The sequence below is a fragment of the Sphingopyxis microcysteis genome (genome assembly GCF_012274265.1).
GTDB classification, from domain to species: Bacteria; Pseudomonadota; Alphaproteobacteria; order Sphingomonadales; family Sphingomonadaceae; genus Sphingopyxis; species Sphingopyxis microcysteis.
Genome location: NZ_JAANYY010000004.1, coordinates 239,457 through 262,113 on the forward strand (window position 1 = coordinate 239,457; position 22,657 = coordinate 262,113).

Below are 22,657 nucleotides of genomic sequence, written 5' to 3' on the forward strand. Positions count from 1 at the left end.
CAACCCCTAATGCCCCATATCCGCCGCTGACGCCTTCGGCGCCCCCGCCCCCGGCGGGCGCAGCAACAGCACCAATGGCACTGCCGCCAGCGTCATCCACATCATCGCCCAGAAATCGTCGATATAGGCGACCATCGCCGCCTGCCGCGTGATTTCGGCATTGACCAGCGCCAGCGCGGTTTCGCCCGCAATGCCAAAGCGGTCGGCGGTCGACGGGTCGATGACGCTCACCGAACTGCTCGTCACATGCGCCGCCAGGTCGGCGTGGCTCGTCTGGGTGTTCGACGCCAGCAATGTCGTGACGATCGAAATGCCGATCGACGCGCCCAGGCTGCGGAACAGGTTGAGCAGGCTCGACCCGTCGGTGCGAAACTGCGGCGCGATCGTTGCAAACGCCATCGTGTTGAGCGGGATGAAGATCAGCCCCATGCCCAGCCCCTGGATCAGCCCGCTGACGATCACCGGCTGCATCCCCATGTCCAGCGACCAGTGGCTCATCTGCCACAGCGAAAAGGCCGCGATGGAGAGGCCGGTGCCAACCAGCCAGCGGGGGTCGATCTTGCCCAGCAGGCGCCCCGCCACCGCCATGCTCATCAGGATGCCGATCCCGCGCACCGCCAGCGCCAGCCCGGTGTCGATCACCGGCCATCCGAACAGGTTCTGGAGCATCGGCGGCAACAGCGCCATCGACGCGAACATCACCACCCCGACGACGACCATGAATCCCATCGCGGTGACCAGATTGCGGTCGGTCAGCATCGCGCGGCTGAACAAGGGCGCGCGCGCGGTAACCATATGAACGACGAACATCCACAGGCACGCGGCCGCGACGCCGCATTCGATCCAGATTTCGACGCTTTCGAACCAGTCGGCATGCGCGCCGCGGTCGAGCATCAGCTGGAGCGCCGCCAGCCCCAGCGCCAGCATCGAAAAGCCGAACAGGTCGAACCGCCGGTCGGTCTTGCGCGTCGCGGGCAGCAGCGCCCACATCAGCGCCAGCGTCAGCACCCCGAACGGCAGGTTGACGTAAAACACCCAGCGCCAGCTCGCCTGCTCGGTCAGCCAGCCGCCCAGCACCGGCCCCAGGATCGGCCCGATCATGATCCCCATGCCCCAGATCGACATTGCGCGCGCGTGGCGTTCGGGCGGGTTGATGTCGAGCATCACCGCCTGCGACAGCGGCCCGATAAACGCCGCAAAAACGCCTTGGAGGAACCGAAAGGCGACCATCTGTTCCAGCGACTGCGCCGCGCCGCACGCCATCGACGCGACGATGAAGCCGAAAATCGCGATCAGGAACAATTCGCGCCGCCCGATGCGGTCGGCCAGCCAGCCGGTGATCGGCATCGCGACCGCGCTCGCCAAGATGTAGCTGGTCAGCACCCACGTCACCGTCTCGCTCGTCGCGCCCAGCGCCGATTGCATGTGCGGGATCGCGACATTGGCGATGGTGGTGTCGAGGATCTGCATGATCGACGCGCCCATCACCGCGACGGTCAACAGCGCGCGGTGCCGGACGCGTTCGTGCAGCGGCACGCTGTCGTCGGCGGGCAGCGCGGTGGCGGCAGGACGGCGGGGGAGCGAGCGCGAGGCCATGGCTAACCCCAATCCTCCCTGTCGCGCAGCGATGGGGAGGTGGCAGCGCGGAGCGCTGACGGAGGGGCTTTGGCACTACCGTCGCCGCCCCTCCACCCCTCGCTTCGCGAGCGGTCCCCCTCCCCATGGCTTCGCCACAGGGAGGATCGGAATTCAGGCACAGCGCAAACACCCTCGTCATTGCGAGCGAAGCGAAGCAATCCAGAGCGGTTTACGCCACCTCTGGATTGCTTCGCTTCGCTCGCAATGACGAGCTTGGGGAACGCCAAGCCCACCCTTACTTCCCCGCCACAGCACCACCGCCGGTAAACACCCGCACCTCCGCCGACAGCCCGGCGATCATCTCGCGCGATGGCTTTTCGTCGAAGGCGATCCGCACCGGCACGCGCTGCGTCACCTTGACCCAGTTGCCCGTCGCATTCTGCGCCGGCAGCACCGAAAATTCGCTGCCCGTTCCCGCGCCGATCGTCAGCACATGGCCGCGCACCTTCAGCCCCGGATAGGCGTCGAAGCGCACTTCGGCGCGCTGGCCGACGCGCATATTGGCAAGGTCGGTTTCCTTGAAATTGGCCTCGACCCACGGGTGCGCGGTGTCGACCAGCGTGACCGCGGGCAATCCTGCGACCATCATCTGGCCGACCTGCAACCGGTCCGCTTGCGCGACGCGCCCGGCGCTCGGCGCGCGGACGGTGGTGCGGGCGAGATTGACCTCGGCCTGCGAACGCTGCACGCGCGCCGCTTCGACCTGCGGATTGACCCCGCTCGTGGGACCGGCGGCCAGCTTGGTGCGCGCCTCGGCTGCGGCAGCCTCGGCCTGCCGCACCCGCTCGCGCGCCTGCGCGACCGCATGGCGCGATGCGTCATAGGCGGCGCGGGTGGTGAAGCCCTTTTCCATCAGTGCCGCCTGCCGCTGGAAATTGACCTCGGCAAAGGCGACATCCTCACGCGCCGCGGCAATATCGACGCTCGACGTGCGGGCGCTCGCCGCCAGATTGCCGACGTCCACTTGCGCGGCGTCGATCGCGGCATTGGCCTGCGCGACGCTCAGCGCATAGGGTTCGCCGTCGATGCGGAACAGCAATTGCCCCGCGGCGACCTGCTGCCCGTCGCGCACGGCCACTTCGGTGATCCGGCCGCCTACTTCGGCGGCGACCGACACCTTGTCCATCTGGACATAGGCATTGTCGGTCGACACCGATCCGCCGCTGGTCAGCCACCAGCCAGCGCCCCCGGCGATCAGCAAGGCCGGCAGGCCGAACATCAACAGGCGGGTGCGCCACTTCGGCGCATCCTTTTGTTCGGTCGCGGTCGCGGGGCTCGCGGGCGGCAGCGGATCGGCCTTGGGCGCAACCTTGGCCTCATCGGGCGCGGGTCGGGTGGGGGAAAGCTGGTCCATCAGGCGGCCTCTTCTTCTTTCAGGCATTCGCGGCGCGACAAATTGGCACGCACCCGCTCGACCAGCGCCGCGAGCTGGTCGCGCTCCGCCGCGCTCAGCCCCTCGGTCGCTTCGGCGTTCAGCGCGTCGGTGGTGGCGCGCATTGCGGTCAGCAGCTCGTCGGCGCCGGGCGCCAGATAGAGCAGCCATGCGCGGCGATCGCTCGGGTCGGCGCGGCGTTCGACCAGCCCGGCTTCCTCCAGCCGGTCGATCATCCGCGACAGCGTGATCGGCTCGACCTCGATCAGCTCGGCCAGCGGCCCCTGCCGGATGCCCTCGTGGCGGCGCAGATAGATCAGCAGCCGCCATTGCAGCGCGGTGATGCCGCTGTCGCGGGTGCGGGCGTTGAACGCGCGGCGAAACAGCCGCGCGGTGTCGTTCAGCAGGAATCCGATCGTGTCACTCATGGCATGCGATATAATAGCAATTGCTACTAACTGCAAGCGCCCCCGCGCCGTGCGGCACTTTCGCAACCTTCCGCGAAGTCGATCCACCTTGGTGTAAATTTCCCCGACAAAGCTTGCAAAGTGGCGTCATTTCCGCAGGATGGCCCGATGACTCTGACCGCAGACCTCTTCTGGTCGTTCCGCTCGCCCTATTCCTACCTCGCCATCGGCCGCTACCGCGCGCTCGCCGCCAGCCACGACCTGTCGATCAACCTGCGTCCCGTCTATCCGCTCGCGATCCGCCAGCCCGACTTTTTCGAGCGCAACCACCCCAATTGGCTCAGCTACACGATGCGCGACATGATCCGCGTCGCGCAGTTCCACGGCATCCCCTTCGGCCCGCCGCGCCCCGACCCGATCGTCCAGAATGTGATGACGCGCGAAATCGCCGCCGAGCAACCCTATATTTATCGCCTCACCCGGCTCGGCCAGGCGGCGTCGCGCCGCGGCAAGAGCCTGGCGTTTGCGCATGAGGCGGCGCAGCTGATCTGGGGCGGCGCGCAGGACTGGCATCTCGGCGACCATCTGGCGGGAGCGGCGCAGCGCGCAGGTCTCGACCTCGCCGAACTCGACGCCGAGGCGGAGAAGGACGCGCAGCTGCTCGACAATGAGATTGCAGCGAACCAGGTCGCGCTCGAAATCGCTGGCCATTGGGGCGTTCCGACGCTGGTTTTCGAGGGCGAGCCCTTTTTCGGGCAGGATCGCATCGAAATGGCGAAGTGGCGGATGGAGCAAAAGGGGCTGCGCCCGCGCTGAACGCCCTTGCTCAACCGACCGCCGCAGGGGCATAGGCCGGACATGACGAGCGAACCCCAATTTTTCGAGGCGCGCGACGGCGTGCGGCTGGCGTGGCGCGAGATGGGCGAGGGCCACCCGCTGCTGCTGCTCCACGGCCTGTTTTCAAACGCCGAGGTCAACTGGATCAAATTCGGCACTGCGGCGCGCATCGCTGCCGAAGGGTATCGCGTGATCATGCCCGACCTGCGCGTTCACGGCGCGAGCGACGCGCCGCACGAGGAGGAACATTATCCGCCCGACGTGCTCGTCCATGATTTGCACGATCTGGTGGCGCATCTCGACCTTGGCGATTTCGACCTCGGCGGCTTTTCGCTCGGCGCGCGGACGAGCGCGCGCGCGGTGGTTGCCGGCATGAAGCCGCAGCGGCTGATCCTTGGCGGCATGGGCCTTGCGGGGCTCGCAGGCTGGCAGCGGCGCGGGCGTTTCTTCAAACGCGTGATCGCCGAATATGAAACCGCGAAACGCGGCGACGACACCTGGCTGTCGATCCAGTTCATGAAAACCATGCGGGTCGACCGCATCGCCGCGGGCCACCTTCTTGACAGCTTTACCGACACGAGCCCGGAGATGCTCGCGGCGATCACGATGCCGACCCTCGTCGTGTGCGGCGCCGACGATCAGGACAATGGCTCGGCATCCGAACTCGTCGCCGCGCTCGCGGACGCACGGCTTGCGACGATTCCGGGAACGCATATGTCCAGCGTGACGCAGCCCGAACTCGGCGAGGCGATCGCGGCCTTCCTGACCGCTTGACCGGACTCGTCCCAAGCGCCTAGCTGTTGCCATTGCGCCAGAGAGCGCTGCGATAACATCCAGAGGACGCGCCCCATGAAAGCCATGATTTCAAGCCTTTCGCTTGCCCTGTCGCTCGCCGTTGCCGGCCCCGCCGCTGCGGCGGACCCAAAGCCCGCTCCTGCCGCAACCAAAACCGCGAAACCCACCGCCGCCGACGCGGACGCCTTCATCGCCGCCGCCGAAAAGGATTTGTTTGACTATACGGTCGAGGCGAGCCAGGTGAACTGGGTCAACAGCACCTATCTGACCGAAGACACCGACGCGATGGCCTCGCGGATCAACGCCGTCGGGACCGAAAAGGCGGTCAAATACGCCCTCGAAGCCGCCAAATACAAGGATGTGGCGGGGCTGAGCGCCGACACGAAGCGCAAGCTCGACATATTGCGCACCGGCCTCGTGCTTCCCGCGCCGACCAAGCCCGGCGCGGCGACCGAACTCAACCAGATCGCGACCGACCTGCAATCGCAATATGGCAAAGGCCGCGGCACGCTCGGCGGCAAGGAAATCTCGGGTTCGGACATCGAGGCCGAGATGGGCAATCTCGAGCGGACCCCCGCCGAACTCGCCGAGATGTGGACGAGCTGGCACGACAATGTCGGCGCGCCGATGAAGGACGATTACGCCCGCCTCGTCGGCATCGCCAACGAGGGCGCAAAGGAACTGGGCTTCGCCAACACCGGCGCGATGTGGCGCTCCGGTTACGATATGTCGCCCGAAGATTTCGCCAAGACGACCGAGCGCCTATGGCAGGAAGTCAAGCCGCTCTACATGGCGCTCCACACCTACACGCGTTGGAAACTGAACGAGAAATATGGCGACGCGGTGCAGCCTAACACCGGTCCGATCCGCGCCGATTTGCTCGGCAATATGTGGGCGCAGGAATGGGGCAATATCTATCCGCTTGTCGCGCCCGCGGGTTCGGGCGACCTCGGCTATGACGTCGGCGAACTGCTGACCGCGCAGGGCAAGTCGCCGCTCGACATGGTCAAGATTGGCGAGAATTTCTATTCGTCGCTCGGGATGGCGCCGCTGCCCGAAACCTTCTGGAAGCGCAGCATGTTCACCAAGCCCGCCGACCGCGAGGTCGTGTGCCACGCCTCGGCGTGGGATGTCGACAACAAGGACGATATCCGCATCAAGATGTGCATCAAGGTGAATGCCGACGACTTCGTCACCATCCACCACGAGCTCGGCCATAATTATTACCAGCGCGCCTATAACAAGCAGCCGTTCCTGTATCTGAACGGCGCCAACGACGGCTTCCACGAGGCGATTGGAGATTTCGTCGCGCTGTCGATCACCCCGCAATATCTGGTCGACATCGGCCTGCTCGACACGGCCAAGGTGCCGAGCGCCGACAAGGACATCGGCCTGCTGCTGCGGCAGGCAATGGACAAGGTCGCCTTCCTGCCGTTCGGCCTGCTCGTCGATCGCTGGCGCTGGGGCGTCTTCGACGGCACGATCAAGCCCGCCGATTACAACAAGGCGTGGACGCAGCTGCGCACTCAGTATCAGGGCATCGTCCCGCCGGGCGAGCGGCCCGCGAACGCGTTCGACGCGGGCGCGAAGTTCCACATCCCGGGCAACACGCCCTACACCCGCTATTTCCTCGCGCGCATCCTGCAGTTCCAGTTCTACGAGGCCGCGTGCAAGCAGGCGGGGTGGACCGGGCCGCTCCACCGCTGCTCCTTCTACGGCAACAAGGAGGTCGGCGCCAAGCTCAATGCGATGCTCGAAATGGGGGCGTCGAAGCCGTGGCCCGACGCGCTCGAAGCCTTCACCGGCACCCGCGAGATGTCGGGCAAGGCGATGGCCGACTATTTCGCGCCGCTCAAAGCCTGGCTCGACGAGCAGAACAAGGGCAAGCCGCAAGGGTGGTGAGCGGATCGCCGCCGCCCGCCGGGTTCGATCGCGAACGCTATCTTCGCCGGATCGGCGCCGCGACCCCCGCGCGCGCCGATCTGGCGACGCTCGGTGCGCTGATGCGCGCGCATCTGCACCATGTGCCGTTCGAAAATCTCGATGTGCAGCTTGGGTGGGATCCGCTGGTCGCGGTCGATGAGATTTTCGACAAGGTCGTCGGCCAGCGGCGCGGCGGCTGGTGCTATGAAGTCAACACGCTGTTCGGCGTGCTGCTGGCCGACCTCGGCTATGCCGTTACCCGGCTGAGCGGCGACGTGCGGCGCGGCGGCGATGCGATCGAACGGCGGGGCAATCACCTCTGCCTCCGCGTCGATCTCGACCGCCCCTATCTGGTCGATGTCGGCTTTGGCGGCTCGATCACGGCGCCGGTCGCGATTGAACCGGGGACCGGCGTCGACGGCCCCTATGCGATCCATCTGGCGCATGTCGGTGACGACCGCTGGACCTTTGATGAAGTGGTTGGCGAAGGCGCCTCCTTCGGCTTCGACTTCACCACCGGCGCGGCGGACGAAGGCATATTGGACGCGATGCGATCGGCGCTCGCGCGCGAAGACTGGTCGCCGTTTGTCCAGAATCTGGTGATGCAGCTACGCCGCGGCGACACGCATTGGACGCTACGCGGCCGGATGCTGACCCGGCTGACGCCAGCGGGCAAGACGAAACGCCTGCTCGCGTCCGCCGACGAAATGGCCGCAGTCGGGCAGGATATTTTCGGCATGGCAATGCCCGAGGTGGAGCGGTTGTGGCGCCGCGCCGCCGAGCGCCACGATCAGCTGTTCGGCGTCGGCTGATCCGCCTCCGTCGCGGTTTTCGCTTCGACTGTCTGCTTGAACCGTGCGAGCCGCGCGCTCGCCGCGGCGGCGTGCGGGCCGATCCAGCGGTCGTGGATGTCCTGGATCGGCATTGCGTTGAGGTGATTCCACCGCTCGCGGCCGCGGCGTTCGGCGATGACCAGCCCCGCATCCTCCAGCACTTTCAGATGCTGCATCACCGTACAGCGGTCGATATCGGCGAAATGGCTGCACAAGGCCCCCGTGGTCAGCGGCTGATCCTTCAGATCGTCCAATATCTGCCTCCGGATCGGCGAGGCGAGCGCCTTGAAGGTCGCATCGAACTGGTCGGGAATTGACATGTTATATAAATATAACATAAAGAGAGGCGACTCAAGCGGAGAATGATAATGGAACTGAAATTCCGGGTTGCGGCGCGGATCGCGAAGCCAGTGCACGAGGTGTTCGAGGCGGTCGCCGATCCGGCGCAGCTGTCCGAATATTTCACGACCGGCGGCGCCCAGGGGCGGCTGGAAACCGGCGCGATGGTGACATGGGATTTTGCCGATTTCCCGGGCGCCTTCCCCGTCTATGTCATCGAGGTCGTGGCAGACGAAAAGATCGTGCTCGAATGGCAGGCGAGCGAGGGTGAAGCGCACAATATCGAAGGCAGCGAGCCCAAGGATGCCGACTATCGCACCCGCGTGACGATGAGCTTCAAGGCGCTCGACGATGGCCGCACGCTGGTCGAGATCGCCGAGGAGGGCTGGCGCGAAAATCAGGGCGCGCTGGGCGCGAGCTATGGCAATTGCCAGGGCTGGTCGCAAATGCTGTGCGCGCTCAAGGCTTGGCTCGAGCATGGCATCAACCTGCGCGAGGGCATGTATCGCTGAACATCGCGGCGATCCGGCGGCGAGATACCCGGTACATCTTTGCGGTGGCGCGGACGCACCGGCGCGGCGATGATATTTGCCTTTGATGCAAGGAAGGGCAATCGAGTGAAGCGTGTCATGCTGACGGCCGCGGGCCTGTTACTGAGCGCCGGTACCGCGCAGGCCGCGACCTGCGACGACACTTTTGTCAAAAAGGGCAATCCGGTGACCGGTCTGCGCTTTGTTGCGACCACTACCGTGCCGAACATGAGCATGCGGAGCGCGATCGGACAGCTCAACGGCATCGTCGCGGCAAAAGGCTATGCGATCCTGGCGGTCGAGCCCGACGGCGGCGCGATGCTGGTCGAACCGCCGCCCACCGGCAAGTCGCGCCCGTTCCCGATCGAGATTGCCGCTGACGGCGCGGGGACGGTGCGCATGGAGGCAAAGCTGCGCGCCGGAATGGGCATCCCCGATGCCGCGGCCAAGGCCGAAATGTGCGGCATCCTGGCCCAGCTCAAAGGCGGCAAGGCGGGCGAAGCGCTCGCGGCGAAGGGGCTGGGCGCAACCAGTGCGCCCGGCGCTCCGGTTCGCATGAGCGTGCTGCGTTTCTCGCAAGACATCACCGGGCAGGCGGACAAGAATAACGCCGCGGTGCAGAAACGCTATGAGGGGCGGCAGTTCACCCTTTATGGGCCGGTGTCCTATGTGGGACCGGCGCGTGGCAGCTATCGCGTCGAATGGAAATTGCTGTCCAGCGTGCTGACCGACATTGTCCCGGGCCGCGCGTCGGCGGGTTTTTCGGTCAACTGCATCCTCGCCCCGGGGCAAAGTGTTTATGCGCTTCAGCTGAAACCCAACAAGCATGTCGAGCTGACGGGCACCTTCGACGAGCTCGATTATGGGCTGTCGTCGGTGTGGTTGAAGGATTGCCGGCCGGTGAAGTAAACGGATCGGAGCGGCGCGCCTACCTCTTCCTCTGAAGAGGAGGGGCTTTTTGGCCTTTGGCGTCATGCAAGGCGCAGCTCTCAATTTCCGTCATCCCGGCGAAGGCCGGGATCTCTCCCTCCCGTACCAACGCACCGGCGAGATCCCGGCCTTCGCCGGGATGACGATTGTGATGAGATCGGGCTTCGCTCGCCAGCGTTCGTACAGAAGGCCGTCGTGTTGGCAGCGACCGCTTTACCGAAAAGGCGGCTCGTTGAACGCGCGCAATTTGCGGCTGTGGAGCTTGGCGCCCTCGTCGCGCATCGTTTCGCACGCGCGGATGCCGATCTGGAGATGCGCGGCGATCGCTTCTTCGTAGAAGCGGTTGGCCTGTCCGGGCAGCTTGAGTTCGCCGTGCAGCGGCTTGTCGCTGACGCAGAGCAGAGTGCCATAGGGCACGCGGAAGCGGTAGCCCTGCGCGGCGATCGTCGCCGATTCCATGTCGATACCGATCGCGCGCGACTGCGAGAAACGCAGCGCGCTGTCGGTGTAGCGCAGCTCCCAATTGCGGTCGTCGGTGGTGACTACGGTGCCGGTACGCATGCGTTTCTTGAGATCGGCGCCGCTGGTGCCCGAAACACTCTCGGCCGCGGTCGCGAGCGCGACCTGCACTTCGGCGATCGGCGGGATCGGGATTTCGGGCGGCAACACGCCGTCGAGGATATGATCATCGCGCAGATACGCGTGCGCGAGAACATAGTCACCAATACGCTGGCTGGGGCGGAGGCCGCCGCAATGGCCGATCATCAGCCACGCCTCGGGGCGGAGCACCGCCAGATGATCGCAGATCGTTTTCGCGTTCGACGGCCCGACGCCGATGTTGACGAGCGTGATGCCGCCACCATCGGGGGCGATGAGGTGATATGCGGGCATCTGGTGCCGCCGCCACGCGCTGTCGGCGACCAGCGCGCTGGCGTTGACGCCGGGCTGATCGACATACAGCCCCGCCGCGCCCGCGAGCGCGGTGTAGCGACCCTGCCCGACCTGCGACCCCGCCCAAGCGACGAACTCGTCGACATAGCGGTGATAGTTGGTGAACAGGATATAGCGCTGGAAATGCTCGGGCGCGGTGCCGGTGTAGTGGCGGAGGCGTGCGAGGCTGAAGTCGGTGCGCAGCGCGTCGAACAGCGCCAGCGGCTGCGACTTGGCCGGATCGGCGCCGAACAGGCCGTCGGCTAGCTCGTCGCCGATGTCGGCAAGCTCGGTGGTGGGGAAGTGGCGCGCGAGTTCGAGCGGCGTGACCCCGCCCATGTCCGACCCGTCGCTGGCGTCGAGCACATAGGGAAAGGGGATCTGCTGCCCGGTGCGCGTGACTTCCAGCGTGATGTCATAATGGCGCGCGAGCAGGCCGAGCTGGTCGCGCAGATAGTCGGCGAAGAGGTCGGGGCGCGTTACCGTGGTGACGAACTCGCCTGCGCGCTCGAACTGGCCAAAAGCCAGATTATGCCCCTTCTGCCCCTCGCGCTGTTCGCCGGTGGTGGTCAGGCGGATTGCGGGATAGTCGAACAGCCCGGTCGCGGCGGCGTCGGCGGGCGGCAGCGTGCGATCGCGGACATAGGCGGCGATGGCGGATTTAAGATTGGTGACCGAAGTGCGGAACCGGTCCTGCAGTTCGGCGATGATGCCGTCGACGAGGGCGGTGGGATCGGTGGTTTCGTGCGATGCGTTGGACGTCATCGCGACGCTGTTGCACGAAATTGTGACAAAAGGGAAGGGGGTGGGGTGATGCGTAATCAAGCCGTTCGTGCTGAGGAGGGACTGAGCGCGGGCGAAGGCCCGTCTCGAAGCACCTGGGTCCTTCGAGACGCCGCTTCGACTGCGCTCAGCGGCTCCTCAGGACGAACGGACTTTGTTACAGCTGTTCGAGCATATGATCCGCGCTCGACACCTTGAATTCGCCCGGCGCCTCGACGTTAAGCTGTTCGACGACGCCGTCGTTGACGATCATCGAAAAACGCTGGCCGCGCTTGCCCATGCCGAACGCCTTGCCGTCCATGGTCAGGCCAACGGCTTCGGCGAAATCGCCATTGCCGTCGGACAGCATGGTGACCGCATCGCCGGCTCCGGCACTCTTGCCCCACGCGCCCATCACGAACGCGTCGTTGACCGCGGTGCAGACGATTTCATCGACGCCCTTTTCCTTCAGTTCGTCGGCCTTGTCGACGAAGCCGGGCAGATGCTTGGCCGAGCAGGTCGGGGTGAAGGCACCCGGAACCGAAAACAGCGCGACCTTGCGGCCCTTGAAATAATCGGCGGTGCTGACCTGTTCGGGGCCGTTTTCGGTGACCTTTACAAAGGTGGCGTCGGGCAGCTTGTCGCCGGGCTGGATCGTCATGGTCGGCATCCTTTTCCTTGAGGGGATTTCTGGTGGGCGAGACATTGGGTCGGGCAGCGCGGGAGTCAAGGTTGGTGAGCGAGAGGGCGGCGGATTTTGGCGACTGCCGGTTGTGAGCGGTAGCGGATATAGCGAAGAGCCAGCCCCTCCCCTTCAGGGGAGGGGCAACGAAGACTTGGCAGCTTGCTGCCTAGTCGTAGTGGGGTGGGGGCCAGCGGCCATGGACAAGGCCGCTGGCCCCCACCCGCTGCGACTAACGAACAAGTTCGGCATTATGTAGCAAACGCACCAAGCTGCTAGTGGGATTATCCGGCGCTTTGCGGGATAAGGCGGGATGCACGAAAATGTTGTATCCGGCCTAGTGAGGCGGCGGCGTGAACTGACGCTAGAGGCTGACACGGTTCGCGCCCAGTATGAAGCCTTGCTTGCCGATGTTGCTGCGCTGGACCGCGCTATCCTGATATTCAGGCCGGAAGTGGACCTAGCCGATATTCCGCCGCTGAAATTCACCCGCAAGGCGCATTGGGCAAACAGGGGTGAGGTAACGCGCGCCATCATCGACACGCTGCGAACGGCTGGCGAGCCGCTACCGACCCCTGAATTGGTCACGCGGGTGCAAGAGGCGCGCTCGCTGCCAACCGATAGACAAAGCCTTAGGACTGCAACGACGCGCGCTAGGAAGGCGCTGGCGCGGCTACGCGATCAAGGGGTGATCGCCAGCCGCGAGACAGGCGGGCAGTATCTGGAGTGGGAGTTGGCGAGGTAAGCGTTCGAAGTTATTTGTATCATCAAAACCACGTGGCTATGCGGAGGCTTCACAACCGAGGGACTTTAAGAAAATGCGGTACGCGATCTGGAATAACAAAGGCGGCGTCGGAAAGACCTTTGTGTCGTTTATCACAGCTTGCGAGTATGCGCGTCAGCATCCCGACAAGATGGTAATCATCGTCGATATGTGTCCGCAGGCGAACGTGAGCGAGGTTGTTCTGGGCGGTAATGGGAAAGGCTCTGCCCAACTGGACAAGCTTTTGGGTAACACGCCGCGAACCACCGTTGGTGGATATTTCGATGAACGCATTTCGTCTCCACACAAGACCACTGGAAACGAAACGAGCTATCTGATCCCGGCGAGTAAGATTAACAGCAACCTCGACAGCAATGTCTATCTCATCGCTGGCGACCCTTCACTTGAGATTCAGGCCGAAGCCATCAACCAGATTGCGGGCCAGACTCTGCCAAGCGATTCGTGGGCAAACGTGCACAAGTGGCTCCACGATCTGCTCAATGCGTTAGCTCGTAAGCATGAAAACGCCGTTTTCTTCATAGACTGCAACCCTAGCTTTTCTGCTTACACCGAACTTGCTGTTGTAGCCGCCAACAGGATCATTGTACCCTGTACTGCGGACGGATCATCCGCTCGCGCGATAAGCAATATTGGGCAGTTGATCTATGGCATCGATGTGCCGTCCGCATACGCATCTGTCAGCTTTTCGAAGCGGGCATCAAACAGCAACTTAGCGTTACCGACGATCCACGCAATCCCGCTGAACCGGAGCACTCAGTACGAGCAAAAGGCATCTAAGGCCTTTTCGGCTATGTACAGTGAAATTAAAAAGCGGACCGATGGCCTAATGTCAAAGAAACAGGACGCTTTCAGCGCCAAAAAATCAGAACTGTTTCTCGATATTCCCGACGCACATAGCGTTAGCGTGGTTACATCGCACCTTGGTTTGCCGCTTCACAAGATCAAGCTGGGCAAATACGATATTCACGACAAGGATACGCAAGTTCCTAAATCTTCCTTGGAGCGTTACAAGGAGGCGTTCGAAAAGCTTGTGCAGCGCTTGTAATCAGCGCTGCCAATAGCCCTTCCAATCGCGGCTGGCACGCGAAGCCATCGCAGCCGCCGTCACCATCGCAGCCTGATCGCCGTTCGAGACGCGGCGGTTATCTTCGCGCCACGATGCTTCGCGGGCATAGGCGCCGATGTACGGGCCAGCGATATGATGGTGCGTACCGACTTCCATCCGGCGAAGGCGGCTGAAATAGCTTTCGGCCTGATTGGTGCAAACGCCCTTGTCGAAATACTGGACCGAGTGATTGACGCGCTCGGTCATCCAACCGGCGTGAAGGGCATCCCAGCCCGTGCCTTCGTCGGCGTGGAGAACTGCCAGATTGGCAACATGATCGCGAACGTAGGGAACGGCGTCGCCTTCGTTGGCGACAACAAAGGGAAGCGACTTGCCGCCGCGCTCGCGCATCACGACGACGCACTGACGCTTGCCCGAACGGTTGAACGCAAGGCGACGGTCCTTGCGGTCGTCCTTGAGGTTTTCCGGCTTCACGTAGCCACCAAAATACGCACCGTCGATTTCGACGATGCCGTCAAGCTGGCGACCCATTTGTTCGCGGGCCATTGCTTCGCGCAGCTTGTGGGTCAGCACGAAGGCGGTCTTGTACTGCACGTCCAGATCGCGGCTCAATTGCAGCGCGGCAACGCCCTTGGCGCCGTTGACGAAGATCGCAATGGCGGCGAGCAGATCGACGAACGAAAGCTTGCGGCTGGCAAAGATCGTGCCGCTGGTGACGCTGAACTGGTGATGACAAGCGACGCACTTGAACTTGCGGCGCGTGGCAATGTCATAGGTTTCGACACAGCCGCAACGCGGGCAGACCGCTTCGCCGTCCGTTTCGGGCCAGCGCATTTCGCAAAACACCTTGTACGCGGCATCCTCGCCCATCGTGAACACCGTCTTGAGCGACAGCGTGCGCGCCTTTGCCGAGAGGAGAAAATGTTGGCCTTTGCGTTCCATTGTCATCATATCCGGTGATGTTAAGCACTGGATATGATGGTTTACACCACCATTGTCAATGGTCTATATCATCATTTTTGATGATAAAGGATGCGGATATGGCCAAGGCCGACCCTGCCACCGTTGAATACGAGACTCGCGCCAAAAATCTTCTTAAAGGGGAGTTGAAACGGCGGGGGATTACCTATGCACAGCTTGCGGATAAGCTGGCGTCGGTTGGCGTCACAGAGAACGAGCGTAACCTCAATAACAAGATTAGCCGGGGCGGCTTTTCAGCAGCGTTCATGCTGCAATGCTTAGAAGCGATTGGCTCAAAGTCTTTGCAATTAGCGGACTAGCGATACTCACGCCTATTTTCTGGTTCGACTTTTCGCCGCGACCGCCGGATTTACCGACCTATAAGGCTAGCCAAGGCCCAGAACGCGATTATCGCGCTGGCGGCTCCAGATGCTCCCCAGAGGCTCTTGCGCGGCTCGGAGGGGCTGAGGCTCTTGCCGAGAAAGATCGCTGCGCCGAGGCAGCCGAAGAGCATCGCCTCAAGAGCGATGATCTGGTGCAGCAAACTAGGGCGGCGGACGCTGCCCGTGCTGGCGCGATCCTCGGCTACGACGTTGCCATGATGACGCTCGTTGGCGTGCTCTTGGGGCTGTTTACGGTCATCGCCGCTGGCCTCGCCGCCTACTATGCACGGCGAGCCTATCTCGAGGCCGAAAAGTCGCTGAAACATCAAGAGCGAGCGACGCGCCTCCAGTTGCAGCCATTTCTCTACTGGAAATCGACATCCTGCGAGGCTGAGCAGCTTGCGGATGGCAAATGCTTTGTGGAGATACGGATCGATGTTCAAAATGCTGGACAAACACCCGCTCTGAATGTGCGCTGGAATGCTCAAATGTGCATCCGTGACGCAGGGGATCGGACCGTTAGGCCGATTCTGGGAGAGCCTGATGGAAGCTTGATAATACCGCCTCAGTCCAGTCGGCAAAGCGTCTTTGGCATTGTAATCCCCCAGTCCTACTGGGACGACGTCTTGAATTACAAAAAGGACATTTGCGTTGCGAGTCACATTATATTCGATTCCCGGTGGGCCAAGGGAAAAACTTTGATTGAGTATCGGTGCTCCAGAGGAAACGCTATAGCCCAAGGTATGTTCTTCTACGACGAAGAGATCTCGGATGTGGTTCAGCCGTCGTTCGACTTCGACGCTCCCAACGATAGCGGTCAAGGCGAGCCCGACGGTTAAAATCGAACGATTAATCACGCTCTACGCCCCTTGTCGGAGCGACAATGCAGCTTGGTGCGTTTGCTACATAATGCCGAACAAGTTCGTAAGTCTCGCTGCCCTCCCCTGAAGGGGAGGGCGTGTCTTTTCCGCTACGTCCGCTCCCCACCCCAAACCAGACAACAAAACCAAAGATGCTGGACCACCCGGTCCCGCCGCGCCATGATGGGGCGATGGACACAGACCCCATTTGGTTCACCGGCCAGCTGCTGCTTGCGCTGCCCGGCATCGGCGATCCCCGTTTCGAACATTCGGTGATTGCGATGATCAGCCATGACGACGAGGGCGCGATGGGGATCGGCATTTCCGATCCGATTTCGGGGATGACCGTCGGCGCGGTGCTCGATCAGCTGGACATCGCGCACGACGATCCGCTCGACCAGCCGGTGTTTCTGGGCGGCCCGGTCGAACCATCGCGCGGCTTTGTGCTGCACAGCCGGGATTGGGGCGGGCAGGAAGCGGTGCAGGTCAGCGATCGCTGGATGGTATCGAGTTCGCACGACATCTTGCGCGCGATCGGCGCGGGGCGCGGGCCTGCCCAATGGCTGGTCGCGCTGGGCTATGCCGGATGGTCGGCGGGGCAGTTGGAGGGCGAGATGGTGCGTCACGGTTGGCACGTCACCCCCGGCAGCGATGCGCTGTTGTTCGACACACCGCCCGCCGAGCGGTGGCAGGCGGCGTTTGCCGAAGCGGGCGTGGACGCTCGGTTGCTGACAACCGAAGGCGGCCGGGCATAGTCGTCATCGGCGCCGCGCCGAACGCGGCGCATGCACCCCAACCGCCGCGCTTCAATCGCGCCGCTGCATGATCCAGCTGAACGCCATCGCGTTGAAAATCGTGTAGAGCCCATAGAGCATCAGCGCGGTAAACCAGGCGCGGGTCGCAATCGCCATCGCGCCGACGAGCAGCAGGAATTCGAAGATATAGGTGATGTGCGGCCCCGCCTTGTCGGCGAGCGGCTTGACCATTTGCTGGATCAGCGGGTCGTCGCTTTCCATGAAGGCGCGGTGCATCGCGAAATTGGCGATACCGGCACAGAAAATAGCGATGAGGGCTATAACCATAGGTTCGCAAATGGGGGAGGCGGGGTGGAAATGCCAGCCTCTTTCGGGTTATAGCCGCGCCTCGCCCGCACTTTCGTTCCCCCAGGAAGGACGTCATCGGTGATCGCTCTCCCCCGTCCGGCCGTGCTTTGCCTGTCGTTCGCCCTCGCGGTGCCGCCCGCGTCCGCCGCGCAGGAACCGGCAAACCCGCCGCAGCCCAATCCCGCGCTCGCCGATCCGGTGCTGGCCAACCCGATCCCGACCGCGCTGGTGCCGCTCGATCCGCCACTGCCCGATGCGGTCCGCGCGATGATCGACGCCGCCTTTGCCAGCGGCGAGACGCAGGCGGTCGAAGCGGTCGCGCGCTTTGCGCGGCAGACCCATCCCGCCAATGTCGGCGAAATCGACGCATTGCTCGCCTATTATCGCAGCGGCAATCCGCCGCCGCCCGATCCGATCGGCCAAATATTGGCCGCCGCGATGGCGAGCGGTCGCGACGCCGATGTCGAGGCGGTCGGGCAGCTGGCGAAGAATACGCGGCCCGCCGATGCGGATGACATCGAGACGCGGCTGGCCGCCTATCGCGCCGAACGCCAGCGATTGAAGGACGAGGCGGCGGCGGCGGCGCGCGCCAAGCTGGCGGCGGCGCGTTTCTGGCAAAACTGGAAGGGCGAGGGGCAGATCGGTGCGTCGCAGAGCAGCGGCAACACCAAATCGGCGGGGCTGAGCGCCGGGATCGCGCTGGCGCGGCAGGGGATCGACTGGACCCACAAGCTGCGGGCGCAGGCCGATTATCAGCGCACCAACGGCCGCACCTCGGTCGAACGCTATGTTGCCGAGCTGGAACCGCAGCACCGGATCGACGACCGCAGCTTCGCCTTTGGTCTGGCGCGGTGGGAGCATGACCGGATCCTGGGTTATGACACGCGCTGGAACCTGTCGGGGGGATTGGGGTACAAGCTGCTCGACAAGCCGAAGCTGTCGCTCAGCCTGAAGGGCGGCCCGGCGTTCCGCCATACGCAGTTCGTCAAGGGCGGGAAGGACACCGAATTGACCGCGCTCGCGGGCGTTGATTTCGGCTGGCAGATTTCACCGACGCTGCGGCTGACCCAGGTGGCCTCGACGATAATCGGCGAAGCAAATAGTTCGACCAGCTCGCTGACCGCGCTCAACGCCAAGCTGACCGGCGCGCTGTCGGCGCGCGTCGCCTATTCGGCGCAGATCGACACCAGCCCGCCGCCGGGGATCGAAAGCGTCGACACCCAGACGCGCTTCACTTTGGTGTACGGCTTTTAATCGAAGGCTTCGGCGCCGCCGATTTCGCGTCCTTCCGCGAGCAGTCCGGTACCGGGGACATGGTTGAATTCGATGCGGATGCCGTCGGGATCCTCGAACAGTATCGAATAATAGCCGGGCGCCCACGGCTCTTCCTGCGGAGCGTGAACGATCTGGATGTCGGTCCGGTCTTTCAGAAACGCATGGAGGCGATCGACCGCAGCACGGTCGCGCATCCGGAAACAGGCGTGATGCAGCCCCGGCGCACCCTGGTCGAAGCGCTTGCCGACATTGTCGGGGCTCGGCGTGCGGATGCCGATCGCGGTGCGGCCGCCGACGCCATAGAGCATCGCATCGCTGTCGAGCACGCGCTTGAGCCCCAGATAGCCGATCATGTCGCGCCAGAATGCGGTCGAGCGCGCGAAGTCGCCCGCGGTCAGGATGACATGCGCGACCCCGTTGAGGTCGCCGCTCATTTGATCGCGGCGAGCGTGTAGAGAAATTCGGCAAAGCCCATCGTCGCGTCAACGAGCCCGGCTACCTTCGGATTGGTCGAATCGATCAGATAATATTCGTCGGGGGCGTGCGCACCCGACCCGTGGCCGGTGCCGAAATGGCCCGCCGGGATCGACACCGGCGGCGCGGTGAACGTCGCGCCGGGCCAGCTGCCCGCGAGCCGCGCGTTGAGGTTGGTCGCGACGCCCATCTGTTTGTAGGTTGCGAGCGCGGTGCGGATCAGGCGGCTGTCCTCGGCGACCTCGGTCGGATCATAACCGCCCGACACATTGACCTCGACATCCTTGAAACCATGTTTGTCGAGATGCGCGCGCAGTTTCTGTGTCGCTTCGGCGCGCGTCTGGTTGGGGACGAGGCGCAGGTCGAGCTTGGCAACCGCGCGACCGGGCAGGATCGTCTTGCCGCCGGGGCCGGTATAGCCCGCGACGAGCCCCTCGATATTGACCGTCGGTTCCTGCGCGAGGCGGATCAGCGCGTCGTCATAGGCGAGATTGTCGATCCAGTGGGTGACGCCGAGCGCCGCCTTTTGCTGCGCCTCGTCGCCTGCCTTCGCGGCTTCGCGGATCAGGCTCTTTTCGCGGTCGGTGAGCGGGCGGACATTTTCGAACCAGCCTTCGATCGCGGGTTTGTTGCCATCGGGGGTGACGAGCGTCTGGAGCGCCTGCACCAGCCGCCAGGCGGGCGAGTCGACCATCGCCTTGAGGCTGGAATGAACGTCGCCCTTCGGCCCGCGGCCCCATTTTTCGCCGCTGGCGACGAGCTCAAGCTCGATGATCCCCTTTGAGCCGAGGTTGACCGTGACGTTGCCGTTCTGCCCCTGCGAAGCGAAAGGGATGAAGATGCCGTCGCATTTGCGGAGCGCAGCGAGGATGTTGGGTTTGGTCGCGATCTGGCGGAAATGCGGCGATCCGATTTCCTCTTCGCCCTCGCACACGAGGACGATGTTCACCGGCAGCTTGGCCTTGGCAGCGCGGATCGCGTGGAGCGCGGCAAGGAAGGCCGCCTCGGGTCCCTTCTGGTTCACCGCGCCGCGGCCCATGATCGCTTTCCCGAAACCGGGGCGCTCGACCATGCGCCCTTCGAGCGGCGGGGAGGACCATTCGGCGGGGTCATATTGTTTGACGTCATACATGAAATAAATGCCGAGCGTGCGCGGGGCGCCGACGTCGATCGTGCCGAACACACCGGGATGGCCGTCGGTGGGCACAATCTCGACATTGCTGAACCCCGCGTCGCGTGCGAGCTCGGCCATATAGGCGGCGCCTTCGGCCATGTTGCGGTTTTCGGCGGCGATCGAGGGGAGCGCGATCCAGTCGCGGATGCGCTTGATCGAGGCGTCCTTGCCGGCCTCGGCGGCCTTGCGGATCGCGGCGCTCTGGCTGCTCGCGGCGAGCGCGGGGAAGGGCGCCATGACCGCAGCGCCCGCGCCGAGCATGGCAGCGCCGCGAATCAGGTCGCGGCGGTTCGGTCGGTCGGCGTTGCGGAAATCCATGGCTTGTCCCCCTGCGGTGATAACGGTGGGGAGTGTTCTTTAAATCGAACGACATGGCAAGGAGGCACCGGCGAGATCCCGGCCTTCGCCGGGATGACGGGTCAAACTTACGCCATTTCCCATCGTCACCTCGGCGAAGGCCGGGGTCTCGCCGGTAAAGTCGTGAGCCGTCAGTTCAGAATCGTCTCGAACAGGTCGTTCCACTCCGGATTGCTCTCGGTGATCAACCGCCGCTTCCAGTCGCGATGCCATTGTTTGAGCGCCTTCTCGCGCGCGATGGCATCCGCCATTGTGGCGTGAAACTCGACATAAACGAGCTTCCAGATGTTGTAGCGTCGGCAATGCGCCGACCCTTCTCCGGCGCGATGCTGCATCATGCGCGCGGCGATGTCGCTCGTCACGCCGATGTAGAACAGCAGGTTGCCGCGATTGGTCAGGATATAGACGCAGGGTTGGCGCATTGCGCGACCCTACCCCACATCGTCATCCCGGCGCAGCCCGGGATCTCGCCGTTTCGGAGATTTCGGATCGAGAGGGCGAGACCCCGGCCTGCGCCGGGGTGACGGAGAGGGGAAGGTGAGGCCGCGACCTTGAATGCGGTGTAACAGTCTGGCTATCCGGCTTTTATCGCACATAGAGATGATCCCTTGGTTTGCGGGATCATCTCAATAGCGACACATTTTTCGGCGCTCAAAATTACAACCTTGTAAGATCCGGCCTTACAAAGGCAGCCTCACACCCCCGCCAGCAACCCCTCATCCCTGATCCGCTGCTGCCACAGCTTCGGCGCGTTGACGTGGACGTTCTGGCCTTCGCTATCGACCGCGACGGTGACGGGGAAGTCGCTGACCTCGAATTCGTAGATCGCCTCCATGCCGAGGTCGGCGAAGCCCACCACCTTGCTGCCCTTGATCGCGCGCGCGACGAGATAGGCCGCGCCGCCGACCGCCATCAGATAGGCGCTCTTGTGCTTGGCGATCGATTGGGTTGCGGCGGGGCCGCGTTCGGCCTTGCCGACGCAGGCGAGCAGGCCCTGCTCGAGCATCATGTCCATGAACTTGTCCATGCGCGTCGCGGTCGTCGGACCCGCGGGGCCGACGATTTCCTCGCCCACCGGATCGACCGGGCCGACGTAATAGATGACGCGGCCCTTGAATTCGACGGGGAGCGGCTCGCCCTTCGCGAGCATGTCGGCGATGCGCTTGTGCGCGGCGTCGCGACCGGTGAGCATCTTGCCATTGAGCAGCAGGCGGTCGCCCTGTTTCCAGCTCGCGACGACTTCGGGGGTCAGATTGTCGAGATCGACGCGGATCGCCGCCTTGTCGGGTGCCCAGTCGATTTGCGGATAATCGGCGAGCACCGGCGGTTCGAGGAAAGCGGGGCCGCTGCCGTCGAGCGTCACATGCGCATGACGCGTCGCGGCGCAATTGGGGATCATTGCGACGGGCTTTGACGCTGCATGGGTCGGCCAGTCGGCGATCTTGACGTCGAGTACGGTGGCGAGACCACCGAGGCCTTGCGCACCGATGCCCAGCGCGTTGACCTTTTCATAGAGCTCGATGCGCAATTCCTCGGTCGGATTGCTCGGACCGCGCGCGAGCAGTTCGGTCATGTCGATCGGGTCCATCAGCGATTGCTTGGCGAGCAGCATCGCCTTTTCGGCGGTGCCGCCGATGCCGATGCCGAGCATGCCGGGCGGGCACCAGCCGGCGCCCATCTGCGGGACCATTTCGAGCACCCAGTCGACGATCGAGTCCGACGGGTTCATCATCTTGAACTTCGACTTGTTCTCGCTGCCGCCGCCCTTTGCGGCGACGTCGATCACGACCTTGGCGCCGGGCACCATTTCGACGTTGAGCACCGAGGGCGTATTGTCCTTGGTGTTCACACGGCTGAACGCCGGGTCGGCGAGGATCGAGGCGCGGAGCTTGTTCTCGGGATGGAGATACGCCTTGCGGACGCCTTCATCGACAACCTGTTGCAGGCTGCGCGGGCTGTCGAGGCGGCAGTCCATGCCCCATTTGATGAACACGGTGACGATGCCGGTGTCCTGGCAGATCGGGCGATGCCCCTCGGCGCACATGCGGCTGTTCGACAGGATCTGCGCCATCGCGTCCTTCGCGGCGGGCGACACCTCGCGCTCGTACGCGGCTCCCAGTGCGCGGATATAGTCCATCGGATGGAAATAGCTGATATACTGGAGCGCGTCGGCGATGGTCTCGATCAGGTCGTCTTCGCGGATGATGACGCTATTCATGGGTGCAGCCTTTCGCCCTGTTCGC

General features: G+C 63.7%; 24 protein-coding genes. 11 read left to right on the plus strand and 13 right to left on the minus strand.

Annotation, left to right across the window (positions count from 1 at the left end; genetic code table 11):
• Positions 1 to 6: 6 nt before the first annotated feature.
• From G9408_RS12530 to G9408_RS12540, 3 genes are all read right to left on the minus strand, one after another.
• Entirely contained in the window at positions 7 to 1,596 is a 1,590-nt protein-coding gene (locus G9408_RS12530; protein WP_168454336.1) for an MDR family MFS transporter, read from the minus strand.
• Positions 1,597 to 1,873: 277 nt separating this feature from the next.
• Positions 1,874 to 2,992, minus strand: coding sequence for an HlyD family secretion protein (locus G9408_RS12535; protein WP_168454337.1), 1,119 nt, complete (start codon positions 2,990 to 2,992; stop codon positions 1,874 to 1,876).
• On the minus strand, positions 2,992 to 3,438 hold the full coding sequence (locus tag G9408_RS12540) for a MarR family winged helix-turn-helix transcriptional regulator (protein WP_168454338.1): 447 nt from the start codon (positions 3,436 to 3,438) through the stop codon (positions 2,992 to 2,994). Before G9408_RS12540 ends, G9408_RS12535 begins: the two co-directional genes overlap by 1 nt.
• A gap of 147 nt (positions 3,439 to 3,585) precedes the next feature.
• Here G9408_RS12540 and G9408_RS12545 point away from each other — a divergent pair, with 147 nt between their 5' ends.
• The 4 genes from G9408_RS12545 (at position 3,586) to G9408_RS12560 (ending at position 7,784) form a co-directional block, all read left to right on the plus strand.
• The gene (locus tag G9408_RS12545) at positions 3,586 to 4,233 is read left to right on the plus strand and encodes a 2-hydroxychromene-2-carboxylate isomerase (RefSeq protein WP_168454339.1); all 648 of its coding nucleotides are present in this window, start codon (positions 3,586 to 3,588) and stop codon (positions 4,231 to 4,233) included.
• 42 nt (positions 4,234 to 4,275) lie between these two features.
• Complete coding sequence (locus tag G9408_RS12550) at positions 4,276 to 5,028, plus strand: alpha/beta fold hydrolase (protein ID WP_168454340.1); 753 nt, start codon at positions 4,276 to 4,278, stop codon at positions 5,026 to 5,028.
• A 75-nt stretch (positions 5,029 to 5,103) separates the two neighbouring features.
• Positions 5,104 to 6,951, plus strand: a complete 1,848-nt coding sequence (locus G9408_RS12555; protein WP_168454341.1) for a M2 family metallopeptidase — start codon at positions 5,104 to 5,106, stop codon at positions 6,949 to 6,951.
• A complete protein-coding gene (locus G9408_RS12560; RefSeq protein ID WP_168454342.1) occupies positions 6,948 to 7,784 on the plus strand; it encodes an arylamine N-acetyltransferase family protein in 837 nt (278 codons plus the stop codon). Before G9408_RS12555 ends, G9408_RS12560 begins: the two co-directional genes overlap by 4 nt.
• On the opposite strand, the gene G9408_RS12565 is transcribed toward G9408_RS12560, so the two are convergent.
• Positions 7,763 to 8,125 carry an ArsR/SmtB family transcription factor gene (locus tag G9408_RS12565; protein ID WP_168454343.1) on the minus strand — a complete coding sequence of 121 codons (363 nt, stop codon included), beginning with the start codon at positions 8,123 to 8,125 and terminating at the stop codon, positions 7,763 to 7,765. The two genes, G9408_RS12560 and G9408_RS12565, sit on opposite strands and share 22 nt — an antisense overlap.
• Before the next feature lie 48 nt (positions 8,126 to 8,173).
• Between G9408_RS12565 and G9408_RS12570 the strand changes: the two genes are divergently transcribed.
• Together G9408_RS12570 and G9408_RS12575 are read left to right on the plus strand one after the other, a co-directional pair.
• A complete protein-coding gene (locus tag G9408_RS12570; RefSeq protein ID WP_120217271.1) occupies positions 8,174 to 8,656 on the plus strand; it encodes an SRPBCC family protein in 483 nt (160 codons plus the stop codon).
• Between the two features lie 105 nt (positions 8,657 to 8,761).
• Complete coding sequence (locus G9408_RS12575; protein ID WP_168454344.1) at positions 8,762 to 9,583, plus strand: hypothetical protein; 822 nt, start codon at positions 8,762 to 8,764, stop codon at positions 9,581 to 9,583.
• Between the two features lie 234 nt (positions 9,584 to 9,817).
• On the opposite strand, the gene G9408_RS12580 is transcribed toward G9408_RS12575, so the two are convergent.
• Positions 9,818 to 11,299, minus strand: a complete 1,482-nt coding sequence (locus G9408_RS12580; RefSeq protein WP_168454345.1) for an AMP nucleosidase — start codon at positions 11,297 to 11,299, stop codon at positions 9,818 to 9,820.
• A gap of 175 nt (positions 11,300 to 11,474) precedes the next feature.
• Positions 11,475 to 11,957, minus strand: coding sequence for a peroxiredoxin (locus tag G9408_RS12585; RefSeq protein ID WP_120218317.1), 483 nt, complete (start codon positions 11,955 to 11,957; stop codon positions 11,475 to 11,477).
• Positions 11,958 to 12,291: 334 nt separating this feature from the next.
• Here G9408_RS12585 and G9408_RS12590 point away from each other — a divergent pair, with 334 nt between their 5' ends.
• Positions 12,292 to 12,723: a hypothetical protein gene (locus G9408_RS12590; RefSeq protein WP_168454346.1), complete on the plus strand. Its 432-nt coding sequence runs from the start codon at positions 12,292 to 12,294 to the stop codon at positions 12,721 to 12,723.
• Between the two features lie 73 nt (positions 12,724 to 12,796).
• Entirely contained in the window at positions 12,797 to 13,807 is a 1,011-nt protein-coding gene (locus G9408_RS12595) for a ParA family protein (RefSeq protein WP_168454347.1), read from the plus strand.
• Here G9408_RS12595 and G9408_RS12600 read toward each other — a convergent pair whose 3' ends face one another.
• Positions 13,808 to 14,776, minus strand: coding sequence for an IS1595 family transposase (locus G9408_RS12600; RefSeq protein WP_408021882.1), 969 nt, complete (start codon positions 14,774 to 14,776; stop codon positions 13,808 to 13,810).
• A gap of 92 nt (positions 14,777 to 14,868) precedes the next feature.
• On the opposite strand from G9408_RS12600, the gene G9408_RS12605 reads away from it, so the two are divergent.
• The gene (locus tag G9408_RS12605; RefSeq protein WP_168454349.1) at positions 14,869 to 15,108 is read left to right on the plus strand and encodes a DUF6471 domain-containing protein; all 240 of its coding nucleotides are present in this window, start codon (positions 14,869 to 14,871) and stop codon (positions 15,106 to 15,108) included.
• 50 nt (positions 15,109 to 15,158) lie between these two features.
• On the opposite strand, the gene G9408_RS12610 is transcribed toward G9408_RS12605, so the two are convergent.
• A complete protein-coding gene (locus G9408_RS12610) occupies positions 15,159 to 16,028 on the minus strand; it encodes a hypothetical protein (protein ID WP_168454350.1) in 870 nt (289 codons plus the stop codon).
• Positions 16,029 to 16,222: 194 nt separating this feature from the next.
• Here G9408_RS12610 and G9408_RS12615 point away from each other — a divergent pair, with 194 nt between their 5' ends.
• Positions 16,223 to 16,786: a YqgE/AlgH family protein gene (locus tag G9408_RS12615; protein ID WP_168454351.1), complete on the plus strand. Its 564-nt coding sequence runs from the start codon at positions 16,223 to 16,225 to the stop codon at positions 16,784 to 16,786.
• 51 nt (positions 16,787 to 16,837) lie between these two features.
• Here the strand turns inward: G9408_RS12615 and G9408_RS12620 are convergent, their stop codons facing one another.
• Positions 16,838 to 17,113 carry a hypothetical protein gene (locus tag G9408_RS12620; protein ID WP_137870565.1) on the minus strand — a complete coding sequence of 92 codons (276 nt, stop codon included), beginning with the start codon at positions 17,111 to 17,113 and terminating at the stop codon, positions 16,838 to 16,840.
• A gap of 99 nt (positions 17,114 to 17,212) precedes the next feature.
• Here G9408_RS12620 and G9408_RS12625 point away from each other — a divergent pair, with 99 nt between their 5' ends.
• Entirely contained in the window at positions 17,213 to 18,388 is a 1,176-nt protein-coding gene (locus G9408_RS12625) for a DUF481 domain-containing protein (protein ID WP_328804455.1), read from the plus strand.
• On the opposite strand, the gene G9408_RS12630 is transcribed toward G9408_RS12625, so the two are convergent.
• From G9408_RS12630 to G9408_RS12645, 4 genes are all read right to left on the minus strand, one after another.
• Positions 18,385 to 18,843 carry a VOC family protein gene (locus G9408_RS12630; RefSeq protein ID WP_168454352.1) on the minus strand — a complete coding sequence of 153 codons (459 nt, stop codon included), beginning with the start codon at positions 18,841 to 18,843 and terminating at the stop codon, positions 18,385 to 18,387. The two genes, G9408_RS12625 and G9408_RS12630, sit on opposite strands and share 4 nt — an antisense overlap.
• Positions 18,840 to 20,375, minus strand: a complete 1,536-nt coding sequence (locus G9408_RS12635; RefSeq protein WP_168454353.1) for a M20/M25/M40 family metallo-hydrolase — start codon at positions 20,373 to 20,375, stop codon at positions 18,840 to 18,842. The genes G9408_RS12630 and G9408_RS12635 overlap by 4 nt, the downstream gene beginning before the upstream one ends.
• A gap of 170 nt (positions 20,376 to 20,545) precedes the next feature.
• Positions 20,546 to 20,836: a GIY-YIG nuclease family protein gene (locus tag G9408_RS12640; protein ID WP_168454354.1), complete on the minus strand. Its 291-nt coding sequence runs from the start codon at positions 20,834 to 20,836 to the stop codon at positions 20,546 to 20,548.
• A gap of 272 nt (positions 20,837 to 21,108) precedes the next feature.
• Positions 21,109 to 22,632 (minus strand): fumarate hydratase, encoded by a 1,524-nt coding sequence (locus G9408_RS12645; protein ID WP_168454355.1) that lies wholly within the window; start codon positions 22,630 to 22,632, stop codon positions 21,109 to 21,111.
• Positions 22,633 to 22,657 lie beyond the last annotated feature (25 nt).